This is a genomic window from Acidithiobacillus sp. HP-11, from assembly GCF_015100075.1.
Lineage (GTDB): Bacteria > Pseudomonadota > Gammaproteobacteria > Acidithiobacillales > Acidithiobacillaceae > Acidithiobacillus > Acidithiobacillus thiooxidans.
Map to the genome: position 1 here is coordinate 33,624 of NZ_JACKYY010000005.1, position 11,914 is coordinate 45,537.

The 11,914-nt window shown below is 54.1% G+C and carries 14 protein-coding genes; 5 read left to right on the forward strand and 9 right to left on the reverse strand.

The window, feature by feature from the left end; genetic code table 11:
- Positions 1 to 15: 15 nt before the first annotated feature.
- Genes H7F08_RS02730 through H7F08_RS02740 form a run of 3 tightly spaced genes read right to left on the reverse strand, consistent with a single transcriptional unit; the run spans position 16 to position 2,126 of the window.
- Entirely contained in the window at positions 16 to 507 is a 492-nt protein-coding gene (locus H7F08_RS02730; protein WP_010638749.1) for an Rrf2 family transcriptional regulator, read from the reverse strand.
- Between the two features lie 45 nt (positions 508 to 552).
- The gene (gene cysE / locus H7F08_RS02735; protein WP_193639774.1) at positions 553 to 1,308 is read right to left on the reverse strand and encodes a serine O-acetyltransferase; all 756 of its coding nucleotides are present in this window, start codon (positions 1,306 to 1,308) and stop codon (positions 553 to 555) included.
- Positions 1,309 to 1,358: 50 nt separating this feature from the next.
- Positions 1,359 to 2,126 carry an RNA methyltransferase gene (locus tag H7F08_RS02740; RefSeq protein ID WP_193639775.1) on the reverse strand — a complete coding sequence of 256 codons (768 nt, stop codon included), beginning with the start codon at positions 2,124 to 2,126 and terminating at the stop codon, positions 1,359 to 1,361.
- 110 nt (positions 2,127 to 2,236) lie between these two features.
- Here H7F08_RS02740 and H7F08_RS02745 point away from each other — a divergent pair, with 110 nt between their 5' ends.
- Complete coding sequence (locus H7F08_RS02745) at positions 2,237 to 3,034, forward strand: inositol monophosphatase family protein (RefSeq protein WP_193639776.1); 798 nt, start codon at positions 2,237 to 2,239, stop codon at positions 3,032 to 3,034.
- A gap of 24 nt (positions 3,035 to 3,058) precedes the next feature.
- On the opposite strand, the gene H7F08_RS02750 is transcribed toward H7F08_RS02745, so the two are convergent.
- Positions 3,059 to 3,922 (reverse strand): ATP-binding protein, encoded by an 864-nt coding sequence (locus H7F08_RS02750; RefSeq protein WP_193639777.1) that lies wholly within the window; start codon positions 3,920 to 3,922, stop codon positions 3,059 to 3,061.
- 63 nt (positions 3,923 to 3,985) lie between these two features.
- Between H7F08_RS02750 and H7F08_RS02755 the strand changes: the two genes are divergently transcribed.
- From H7F08_RS02755 to argA, 4 genes are all read left to right on the forward strand, one after another.
- Positions 3,986 to 4,537 carry a septation protein A gene (locus tag H7F08_RS02755; RefSeq protein WP_010638742.1) on the forward strand — a complete coding sequence of 184 codons (552 nt, stop codon included), beginning with the start codon at positions 3,986 to 3,988 and terminating at the stop codon, positions 4,535 to 4,537.
- A gap of 51 nt (positions 4,538 to 4,588) precedes the next feature.
- Positions 4,589 to 4,891: a YciI family protein gene (locus H7F08_RS02760; protein WP_024893514.1), complete on the forward strand. Its 303-nt coding sequence runs from the start codon at positions 4,589 to 4,591 to the stop codon at positions 4,889 to 4,891.
- Positions 4,888 to 5,199, forward strand: a complete 312-nt coding sequence (locus H7F08_RS02765; RefSeq protein WP_193639778.1) for a BolA family protein — start codon at positions 4,888 to 4,890, stop codon at positions 5,197 to 5,199. Before H7F08_RS02760 ends, H7F08_RS02765 begins: the two co-directional genes overlap by 4 nt.
- Before the next feature lie 66 nt (positions 5,200 to 5,265).
- A complete protein-coding gene (gene argA / locus H7F08_RS02770) occupies positions 5,266 to 6,573 on the forward strand; it encodes an amino-acid N-acetyltransferase (RefSeq protein WP_024893516.1) in 1,308 nt (435 codons plus the stop codon).
- A gap of 10 nt (positions 6,574 to 6,583) precedes the next feature.
- On the opposite strand, the gene H7F08_RS02775 is transcribed toward argA, so the two are convergent.
- The 5 genes from H7F08_RS02775 to rpmE form a co-directional block, all read right to left on the reverse strand.
- Complete coding sequence (locus tag H7F08_RS02775; RefSeq protein ID WP_075322856.1) at positions 6,584 to 7,549, reverse strand: NYN domain-containing protein; 966 nt, start codon at positions 7,547 to 7,549, stop codon at positions 6,584 to 6,586.
- A 6-nt stretch (positions 7,550 to 7,555) separates the two neighbouring features.
- On the reverse strand, positions 7,556 to 9,232 hold the full coding sequence (ilvD, locus tag H7F08_RS02780; protein ID WP_010638733.1) for a dihydroxy-acid dehydratase: 1,677 nt from the start codon (positions 9,230 to 9,232) through the stop codon (positions 7,556 to 7,558).
- 149 nt (positions 9,233 to 9,381) lie between these two features.
- Entirely contained in the window at positions 9,382 to 10,371 is a 990-nt protein-coding gene (locus H7F08_RS02785; RefSeq protein ID WP_226831567.1) for an AI-2E family transporter, read from the reverse strand.
- A 70-nt stretch (positions 10,372 to 10,441) separates the two neighbouring features.
- Positions 10,442 to 11,680, reverse strand: a complete 1,239-nt coding sequence (locus tag H7F08_RS02790) for a malic enzyme-like NAD(P)-binding protein (protein WP_193639779.1) — start codon at positions 11,678 to 11,680, stop codon at positions 10,442 to 10,444.
- Positions 11,681 to 11,686: 6 nt separating this feature from the next.
- A complete protein-coding gene (gene rpmE, locus H7F08_RS02795; RefSeq protein WP_010639220.1) occupies positions 11,687 to 11,893 on the reverse strand; it encodes a 50S ribosomal protein L31 in 207 nt (68 codons plus the stop codon).
- Positions 11,894 to 11,914 lie beyond the last annotated feature (21 nt).

Consider the following 11,914-nt stretch of genomic DNA (forward strand, 5'->3'; position numbering starts at 1 on the left):
CTGCACCTCACGGTATCAAGCGGTATCATGTGTTGCCGCATGCAACGCATGGCGATTTTGCATACGAATCGGCACACCCTGCGCCGATTCTTTTTGTAAATGTCGGGCAACCAGATCACCCAAGGTGATATTCCCGAGAAAACTGGCGATGCGCTCGCCCAATTCTTCCCACAAATCATGAGTCAGGCATTGCTGGCCATCACCCTTGCAGCAGTTTTGCGGTTCGCCACCGCACTGGGTTGTACTGATGGACTCATTAACCGCCTCGACAATCCTGGTCAGGGGAATTTCTGAATCCGGTACAGCCAGCCGATAACCTCCACCTGGCCCACGTACACTTTCAATCAGTCCGAAGCGCCGCATACGTCCAAACAACTGCTCCAGATAAGCCACAGATATTTGCTGACGTTGGCAAACATCCGCCACCGTCACCACGCCATCACTCTGGTGCAGGGCCAAATCCAGCATGGCTGTTACGGCATAGCGGCCTTTCGTCGTCAATTTCATATCAGGTAACCTCTGCTGCACATCCTACTATCTGTACTAATTTAGTCAAGTATTCTGTTTTGGAGTTCCCTGTTCGGCAGAATCCTGCTCTGCTTCCAGAGAACAAGCGATTTCCTCGACCGGCATCAAGGCTTCACGCGGTTGTAATTGTTGTAATCCGGATCTGATCTGGGTGATCTCGGCATCCTGGCGATGCATGTGTTCAAGCATGCATTCTATCGCTCGCGCTACCGGGTCAGGCATCTGCCCAGTCAGTCCATAGGCTTCAAAATTATCCGGGTGTTGTTCCCCTTTATTTACGACCCGGCCGGGAATACCCACCACTGTCGCCCCTGCCGGAACCGATTTGACCACGACCGCATTGGAACCAACCCGAGCCTGATCGCCAACCATAATGGGTCCCAGCACTTTGGCCCCCGCGCCGACAATCACGCCATTACCCAATGTGGGATGACGCTTGCCCGGTTGCCAGGACGTTCCACCCAGTGTGACACCATGATAAAGCGTACAATCGTCACCAATTTCTGCCGTCTCACCGATCACTACACCCATGCCATGATCAATAAAAAAGCGCTGCCCAATGCAGGCACCAGGATGAATTTCAATGCCCGTCCAAAAACGGGAAAAAGCCGCAAGACTGCGGGCCAGCAAGCGCCAGCGCCGTTTCCATAGCCCATGGGCAAGACGGTGCATAAACAGGGCATGCACACCGGGATAGGTCAGCAAAACCTCAAGACGATTGCGGGCGGCAGGATCACGGGCAAATACGGCATCCAGGTCAGCACGCCAATGACCAGCCATTCGTTATGTTCCTCCAGGTTTTACGGGCCCTTGTCAGACCGCATTAAAGACTATCCCGATCCTTTTTGTCTACTATTCGTCGCCCAGCGCTGTATTTCGGTAAGTATGCCACGCAGAATGTTGACTTCATTAACCGTAGGCCGGGCCCGGTCATAGAGACGACGCAATCGACGCATCATCCGGATGGCACGAATTTCCTGTAAAAAACCACTTTGCCGCAAAACCTGCTCCAGATGATCATAAAAACCTTCCATGTCCTCCATAGGCGCTGTCAGTTCTACGCTGGTTACATCGGGATCAGGGTGCGGCTCCAGATTTGCCTGAAGAGTCGCCATGTGCAGTTCGTAAGCCAGAACCTGCACCGCCTGACCCAGATTCAGGGAATGATATAATTCCGCCGTGGGAATATTCACCAGAACCTGACAGTGATCCAGCTCCTCATTGCTGAGCCCCGTGCGCTCACGGCCAAAAACCAGCGCACAATTTCCGTCAGCAAGTTCCGCAACCATTTCCACAGCCGCCTCGCGGGCATCCAATACGGGCCACTGAATGCGGCGATCCCGGGCACTGGTTCCATAGACCTTGTGGCAGCCCTTCAAGGCTGCAGCCAGATCTGCTGTGACTTGCGCCTGTTCAAGAATATCCTCGGCACCTGATGCCAGTGCTGTCGCTTCAGGATGAGGAAAAAAACGTGGATTCACCAGGACCAGATGTTGCAGTCCCATCACTTTCATGGCGCGGGCAGTAGCGCCAATATTGCCCGGATGGCTGGTTTCCACCAGAACCACCCGCAGCCTCTCCAGAAATTTTGTACTCAAGCTAGCTTGCTCCTGATCACGCGCTGTTTAGTTTGATGCGCAGCGCTATTCGTGCGCTCATTGCCGTTCTCCCTTATACTGTGTCCAATTTGTTTTGCCAAAGGGTTCCCATGCAGCATCCCATACTTGTTACCGCTATCCGGGCCGCCCGTAAAGCCGGCGATATCATCAATCGCAGTTTTGCCCGGGTCAATGAAATCACCATCACCAGCAAAGCGCACAATGATTTTGTGACCGACGTGGATCAACGCGCTGAGGCAGCCATTGTCGAAATCATCCGCCGCGCCTACCCGGATCATGGCATTCTGGCCGAAGAAGGCAACCGGATTCCCGACAAGGATTTTGAATGGATTATCGATCCTCTCGACGGCACCACCAATTTCATTCATGGCATGCCACAGCTCTGTGTTTCCATTGGCATTAAACATTTTGACCGGCTGGAACATGCAGTTATTTACAATCCCATCCACGATGAGCTGTTTACCGCTACGCGCGGCGGCGGCGCCCATCTCAATGATCGCCGCCTGCGCATTGCCCAACGCAAAGATCTGGATGGTGCCCTTCTGGGTACAGGGTTTCCTTTTCGGGATTTTTCCTATCTGGATACCTATCTCGCCACCTTCAAGGCCTTCATGCTGAAAACTGCAGGCATTCGGCGCCCGGGTTCTGCTGCTCTGGATCTGGCGTATGTGGCTGCCGGCCGTTATGACGGATTCTGGGAATTCAACCTCAAACCCTGGGATCTGGCAGCGGGAGCACTGCTGGTTCAGGAGGCCGGTGGGGTCGCCACCGACTTTACGGGGGACCAGGGATTTCTGGAAAATGGCAACATCGTGGCGGGCAATCTGCGTATACATGCGCAGATGCTCCACATCATCAGCCAGGAAATCAACAAGCCCAAGGCCTGAAACCCGCAGCCCGGGCGCGGCGTTTTACTGTCCTGCCAGTGACTTTGATCCGGCCCAGTGCCGGGCAAACTGGCGGGCTACCCGCCCGCTGCGGGAGCCACGCTGCAGTGCCCAGCGCAAGGCTTCCTCCTGCCATTGTTCAGGATCCGCCGGCATATTCAGACGCCGCAAATGGATGGCACAAATATCCAGATACATGGTCTGATCAAAGGGATAAAAACCCAGCCACAATCCGAAGCGCTCAGATAAACTGATTTTTTCCTCCGCTGTTTCGCCCGCAATAATCTCATCACCATGACGGTGATATTCTTCATTGTCGGAAAAATGCCGGGGCATGAGATGGCGCCTGTTACTGGTGGCATACAAAAGCACATTATCGGGCCGCGCCTCCACACCGCCATCGAGCAGTGATTTGAGGGCCTTGTAGCCAGGATCGTCAGAACCAAAAGACAAATCATCACAAAACAGGGCAAAGTGATAACGTTGTTCGGGATCAGCAGCCTGCAGGGCGGCCAGTATTTCCGGCAAATCGAGAATGCCATCCGCGTCTATTTCAATCAGACGCAAGCCCTGATCCGCATAACGACGTAGCAAGGCTTTGACCAGGGAAGACTTTCCCGTTCCCCTTCCGCCCCAGAGCAGGGCGTCATTGGCCGGGAATCCGGCCACAAACTGCCGGGTATTCAGTTCCAGGGCCACCTTGGTTTCGTCAATACCCAACAACTCATCCATATCCGGCAAATCCACCCGGCTGACGGCCTCCAGACGCCCACCCAGTGGCAAATGTCGCCAACGCGCAGCCTTGATGCTGGCGAAATCCGGCAAGGGATGATCACTGCTATCCCCCAGCAGCGCTGCTAAACTTTGAAGCAAATGCTGACGTTCCACTGTCCATGAACTCCTTTCTGTGATTAGATAGCCAGGTTCCACTCTATATTACTGCGTCCCGTCATGAAACTGCTTACCGACTTTCTGCCCATTATCCTCTTTTTTGTAGCGTATAAGATTCATGGTATTTATACGGCTACAGAAGTGCTGATTGTTGCCGCCATTGTGCTCATGGCCTGGCAGTGGTGGCGCCGTGGTCGTATTGAGACAATGACCTGGGTCTCTACGCTGTTGATTCTGATTTTCGGTGGCCTGACTCTCTATTTTCATAATGACACCTTCATCAAGGTCAAACCCAGCATCCTCTATCTGCTTTTTGCCGGAGTCCTGTTGTTTACCCATTGGCGGGAACAGCCTCTGCTCGAGCGCCTGATGGGTAGTCAACTGCCGGCTACCCTACCGCAGTCTTTCTGGAAACGCCTCAATATCTACTGGATCACGTTTTTTATTTTTGGCGCGGTCCTGAATCTGGTGGTGGCCTACAGTTTTTCGACGGGTATCTGGGTAGACTTCAAGCTTTTCGGTATGCTCGGCATTACCATCATTTTTGTGCTGTTCCAGGCCGTGGTCATTTCCCGGGCACTTCCCCAGGAAATTAAAGACAGTGACTCGTGAACGCCGATGCCGGAAACACCGATACCGCTCATTCATTGACAGGACAAGCTTATGTATTACTGCATCATTGGCACCGATAATCCGAATTCCCTGAGCAAGCGCCAAAACGCCCGGGGTGATCATCTGGCGCGCCTGCATCAGTTGCAATCCGAAGGGCGACTGCTGACGGCGGGCCCTTTCCCGGCTGCTGATACGGAAGAACCCGGCGAAGCGGGATTTACTGGCAGTCTGATTATCGCCCGTTTTAATTCTCTGGAAGAAGCGCATGCCTGGGCGGCCGCCGAACCCTATCTCAGTGCTGGCGTCTACGCAGATGTCAGTGTTCGCCCCTATAAAGGAGTGTTTTTACCATGAACCAGCAAGTGCTTGAACAACTCATTGAAGATGCCCTTCATCCCGAATTTCTGGAAATCAAGGATCGTAGTAAGGCCCACAGTTCCCACGAGCAGTCCGACGGTGGCGGTCACTACGAGTTGCGTATTGTCTGCCATCAGTTCGAAGGTATGGCGCCCCTCGCCCGTCACCGGCTGGTCAACGCGGCAACAGAGTCAGTACGGGAAAAAATTCATGCCCTGGCCGTCAAGGCTTATACCCCCGAAGAATTTGCCGCGCTGAACAAACCCAGAACCCGGCGCCCGACCATCTCGCTGAATACCCAGTAACGTACGGGCAGCCATCATTGCTGACTGACAATAATTGCTTTGCGCTGGATATTGCAGGGACAAAACATGCCTGCTGATAGTTTCGTCCGCAGTTTTCGCGAATCTTCTCCCTATATCCACCGCTTCCGGGGGCAGACTTTCGTCATCAACTTCGGTGGTAATGCCATTGCCGATGGCAGTATTCGCGGTCTGGCCCATGACATTGCTCTGCTCAACAGCCTGGGGATTAACGTGGTGCTGGTTCATGGCGCCGGACCGCAAATTGATGCGGCTCTGCAGGTTCATGGCTTACAAACGCAACGCGTCAATGGTAAGCGCATTACCAGCCCTGAAGCCATGCAGGTACTGCGGGAAGCGGTAGGCGGCGCACGCCTGGTGGTGGAAGCAGCTTTGTCTGAAGGACAAATGGGCTCACCCATGGCACATGCCGGACTTCAGGTGGTCAGCGGTAATTTCATCATTGCCCAGCCTTTGGGTATTCTCGACGGGGTGGATTACCAAAGTACCGGGCAAGTACGGCGGGTGGCCAATGAGGCCATGGAACGGCATCTGGCTGCTGATGAAATTGTCCTGCTTTCACCCATCGGTGTTTCTCCTACTGGAACCCTGTTCAATATCCGTGCTGAAGAAGTAGCCGTAGCTGCAGCCATTGCTTTGGGTGCGGCAAAACTGGTTTTTTACATGGACGAGGACGGCATTCTGGATGGAGATGGAGAACTTCTGCGGCAACTGACCTCTTCGGAAATTCCGGGCTTGCTGGACCGTCAAAATATTTCGGCCGATGCCCGCGAGCATCTGCTGAGTGCCGGAGCAGCCTGTGCCCGGGGCGTAGAACGTGTTCATCTGATTTCCCGGCATGTGGATGGTGCCCTGCTCCGCGAACTGTTTACCCGTGATGGCCTGGGCACGCTGATATCCAGGGATTCCTTTGAACATATGCGGATGGCCACGGTCGCCGACATTCCCGGCATTCTCGCTTTGATCCGGCCTCTGGAAGAAAAAGGGATTCTGGTCAAACGCAGTCGTGAGCGCCTGGAAATGGAAGCAGATCATTTTGTGGTGATGGAACGGGACGGCAAGATTATTGGCTGCGCGGCCGTGTATCCTTATCCCGATCAGGGCATGGCGGAGGTCGCCTGTCTGGCGGTGGACAGCCGTTATCGTCGCCAGGGACGCGGTGAGCGGCTGATGGCGTTTTGTGAGAACTGGGCCAGAGAACGGCAATTGTCACAGATTTTTGTGTTGAGCACCCAAACTACCCACTGGTTTCTGGAGCGTAAATTCCGCCAGGGAAGCCTGGAGGAACTTCCTGTTCCACGACAGCAACTCTATAATTTTCAACGTCGTAGTCAGGTTTTTTTTCAGATTCTCTGAGAAAACTGATTTAAGGCGTGGTCTCCTCCAGAACTTCTGGTTCGACTGCTTCCTCCGCTTCCCGAGTCTCTGCAAAATGCAGTTCTTCGCCGCGATCCAGGCTGTGTCGTTCGGGTTGTTTGCTCATGCCGCCACTACGTCCATCATAGCGATTGACCACCGTACAGCGTCGGGCAATAAATCCACCTTTTTCAGTTTCACTGGGCTCAATGTCAAATTCCAGAATAATATCCCGACTGGGGAGTTCGTCCGTATCCAGCTCGCGGGGCAAGTCGGAAATATGCACAAAAGCCGATTCGTAGGGAGAGTCCTCATGACGCGTATCGGTCACCCAGAGTCGGGCGGAGATATTGGTCAGAAAACGGATAAAACCAAAACCGCGCTCGGCTTCCCAACGAATACAAATACCACGAATACGCGAGCCCATTTCTCCCCATGGGACGCGCACATCGCCCCGGGTCGGGAGCAAACCAGGCACCAGATAACCTGAATAAAAAGCATCAGCCTCGTGCTGCAATTCTCTGGAAACATTGCGAAATGCCAACACTTCCACGCGGCAACCCTTGTTTTGCAGCGCCCTGACTACCTGTAGAAAATCACCATCTCCGGTCACCAGCAACAGCTGATCCAGTCGTTCGGACTGAAGCATGACATCCACCGCCAGATCCAGGTCGGCATTAGCTTTTGAAACCCGATTACCCTCATCATCCACAAACCAGCGCACGGGCTTTTCAATGATTTTCCAACCCAGATCACGAACCGCCTGTTGGTAACTGCGGATACCTTCCCGGTACTCACGGTCACTTTTCATGCGTTCCCCATCCACGGCCATATAGGTATTCAGGCGCAGCAGGCGCGCCTGATCTTCACGCGCAGCGAAACGCCGCAATACGTCATAACGCATGGAATAGCCACCGTTATAGCGCACATTTTCCGCATCTACATAAACACCAATATGTAATTCACCAGTACTCATGAATAATCAGGACTCCAGAATGGCACCATTGGCCGCATTGGTAACCAGCTTGCGATAGCGCCGCAACCAGGAAGACGATAAAGGTTTCTCAACGGGCACCCAATGCTTGCGCCGCTCGGCAAGCTCTTCATCACTCAAATCGACATGAATTTTACCATTGTCCAGGTCCAGCGAGATGATATCACCGGCTTTCAGCAAACCAATCGGCCCGCCTTCAGCCGCTTCAGGAGAAATATGACCAATACAGGCACCACGAGTGGCCCCGCTGAAACGACCATCAGTAATCAGGGCCACGCTTTCACCCAGTCCCATGCCCATGATATTGGCGGTTGGCGTCAGCATTTCCGGCATGCCGGGACCACCTTTGGGTCCTTCATAGCGGATAACCACCACATCGCCCGCCTGCACCTCGCCCGCCAGGATCCCTTCGGCAGCACTATCCATACTTTCAAAAATCTTGGCAGGGCCTGAAAAACGGCGCATTTCCGGAATAACCGCACCAATTTTGACAATGCCGCCCTCGGGTGCGAGATTACCGAAAACCACCCGCAGCCCCCCCGTTGGAGAAATAGGATTATCAGCCAAGCGAATGATTTTACTGTCCTTGACGCTCGCTTCCGAAACAATTTCACGAAGACTCTGACCGCTGACCGTCGGCTTGTCCAGATGCAGTACATCGGGATTACGCTTGTGTACTTCATGGAGGATGGCGGGAATACCCCCTGCCCGGCCAATATCCTCAATATGCACGGTGGATAGTGCCGGGGAGACCTTTGCCAAATAAGCTACTTTCTGCGCCAGGTCATTGAGGCGGGAAAGCGGATACTGGATGCCTGCCTCGCGGGCAATAGCAAGGGTATGCAAAACCGTATTGGTAGAACCGCCCATGGCCATATCCAGAATAAAAGCATTATCGATGGCGTCAAAGTCCACCAGCTGACGCATGGTCGGTCCGCCCGCCATGGCTAAAGCGACTACCCGGTCAGCCGCCTGACGCACCAGATCTCGCCGTCCTGCCGCCGTCGCCAGAATCGTACCATTACCCGGCAACGCAATACCCAACACTTCCATCAGACAGTTCATGCTGTTGGCCGTAAACATGCCGGAGCAGGAACCGCAGGTCGGACAGGCCTTATCTTCAATTTCCTTGAGGCGGATTTCGGTAATCTGCCCGCGTTTGAACTGGCCCACAGCTTCAAATGCCGTCACCAAATCAATGGAAGTCCCATCGGAAAGTTTTCCGGCCTCCATCGGGCCACCGGACACGAACACTGTCGGCACATCGCAGCGCAGCGCGCCCATGATCATGCCCGGTACAATTTTGTCACAGTTGGGAATACAGATCAGAGCATCCAGATGATGCGCCTGCACCACGGTTTCAATGGAGTCCGCAATCAACTCCCGGCTCGGCAATGAATAACGCATGCCATCATGCCCCATAATGATGCCATCATCCACGCCTATAGTATTGAATTCAAAAGGAATACCGCCTGCCGCCCGAATATTTTCCTTGACGATGCGCCCGAACTCCTGCAAATGCACATGGCCGGGAATGATATCAATATAGGAGTTCGCCACACCGATGAAGGGCTTATCCATGTCACTGTCCGTGACCCCGCAAGCCTTCAGGAGGGAACGATGAGGGGTCCGTTCAAAACCTTTTTTGATCATATCTGAGCGCATGTAAACCTCGTGCTGTATTCAGGAGGCCGACGTTTTAACGTGGCCGGAAAGCGGAGCGGCAGCCGGAAAGCATAGTGGCCGACCGTCTGGTTGGTCTGAGGAGTATAGAACCAAGCGCCCGACAGGCCAAGCTGTCCCACCTCAGAAATTCAGGTTTCAGCAGACGGTGGGGGTTGCAACCATTCCCGCCAGATGGCGAGCAGGACGGCGAGGATGACCGGCCCCAGAAATAATCCAAGCAGACCAAATGTCAGAATGCCTCCCAGCACCCCAAACAGGACGAGCAGAAAAGGAATATGCACTGCGCTGGAAATCACCAGTGGCCGGATCAGATTATCAATCCAGCTCACCACCAGAGCCCCCCAAAGTGCCAGCCCCACACCCGCAGCGATTTGTCCATGGACCAGCAGCCAGATACTGGCAGCCCCCCACACCAAGGGCGTACCAAATGGTAAAAAAGAAAATAACAGCGTTATTACGGCAAGCAACACCGGGGCAGGTAATCCTGCTGCCCAATAGCCCAATCCCGCAAGGGCACCCTGAGCCAGGGCCGTCGCCAGAATTCCGTAAATGACAGCGCGAATGGTGTTGGCCACGGTTTGCAGATAGTTATCCCCCCGCTGACCCAGAACCTGATGGACCATACGCCGCAGCTGATCAAGCAGTTCCAGTCCGTAACGGTAAAAGAAAAACGCCGTAATGAGGACCAACACCAGCAGGGCGGCAAAGCGACCAATCCCGCCTGCCAGCATTCCGATACGCCCCGCCCAGGCGGACAAATCTGGAGACAAAGCCCCCGGCCGAAACTGCGCTTTCCAGGAAGACGGTATTTGTTCAAGCAGGTTCTTTATCAAGCCGTTATGAGTCCATTGAGTGCTTATCAGTATATGGGCATCCTGCTGACTGAGTTCTGTCAGCACATGATGCAACTCTGTGCCCAGAGTCATGCTAAGAAACAGAACAGGGACAATGAAAATCTGCGCCAGCATGAATGTCGCCCCGCAAGCGGCCAGCAGAGGTGGCCAGTGACGGCGCATGGGCTTTGCCAAAGGCCAGGTTGCGTAAACCAGAATAGCGGCCCAGACAATGGCGGGCAGAAAAGGTGCGAGGATTTCCCAGACTAATGCAAAAAAAAACAATCGCTGCGAGAAGTTGCCCTAAGGCCAGTCGCAATTCGCGAACTGTCAGATCCGCGAGGCGCATGTTTACTTAGAGCCGGGAGACGCCGCTTTTGCGCGCGGCTGCACTCACTGCACCTGCCACCCACTGCCGCAGGCGCGGGTCGAGGGGCTTGGGAATAAAATATTCAGGCCCAAAGCTCAGTCCGCCAGCCCCTGAAAAACCATAGGCTTGTTGAACTTCTTCAGGAACGGGCTCCCGGGCCAATCGCGCCAGCGCATCGACAGCGGCCAGCAGCATTTCCTGATTAATCTGCCGTGCGCGACAATCCAGGGCACCCCGAAATAAAAAGGGAAAACCCAGGACATTATTCACCTGATTGGGCATATCCGAACGCCCGGTCGCCATGATGGCATCTGGACGAAAGCGTTTTACGGCAACGGGATCAATTTCCGGGTCAGGGTTCGCCAGGGCAAATATCACCGGCTTTGCAGCCAGTCCGGACAAAGCCGCTTCGGGAATGGCACCGCGTACTGAAACGCCGATGACCGCATCGGCATCCGCCAGCATATCCATCAGGGTCCAATGCGCAGGTGCCGTAGCAAAGGGCTGGTGCCAGTGCGTCAGGTCGCTGCGGCCTGCATGCAGCACGCCATGCACATCACTCAAATACAACGCCTCAACACCAAGAGCGCGCAGCATCTTTGCAATGGCCAGACCCGCCGCACCGGCTCCAACAATGGCCACTTTAACGCCCTTAAAGACCTTACCCTGCAATTCCAGTGCATTTTGCAAAGCAGCGGCGACAATAACGGCAGTGCCATGCTGATCATCGTGAAAAACCGGAATGTCCAACATTTTTTGCAGGGCTTCTTCCACCTGAAAACACATGGGCGCCGCAATATCTTCCAGGTTGATGCCGCCAAAACCCGGAGCAATCGCCGCCACAACGTCAATCAGATGTTCCGCATCGCGGGCCTGTACTTCAATATCAAAGGCATTGATGTCCGCAAAATGCTTGAAAAGCAAAGCCTTGCCTTCCATGACCGGCTTACCCGCCAGTGTCCCGACATTACCCAGTCCAAGCACCGCCGAACCATTGCTGACCACGGCAACCAGATTACCTTTGCACGTGTAGTCATATGCTTTTTCCGGGTCAGCAGCAATTTCCCGTACCGGTGCCGCAACCCCAGGGGTATAGGCAAGAGATAAATCATCCTGACTTTTACAGGGCTTGCTAGGTATGACTGAAAGTTTACCGGCAGGACTTTGGGCGTGGTAATCCAGCGCCCGCCGTCGCAATTCTGCCTGGGCTTCAGCCTGTTCCATGGATACTTACTGACCGCCGCCGTAACGCTTGCGGAACTTCTCAACCTGACCCGCAGCAGAAACATTGCGCTGCTTGCCGGTATAGAAAGGATGGCATTCGGAACAAAGATCAATGTGAAGATCACGATTGGCCGTAGAACGGGTTTTAAACACATTTCCACAACTGCAGGTCACAGTGATTTCTTCGTACTTGGGATGGATTTCGGATTTCATAGTTGAGCTACTCTCGGGCCT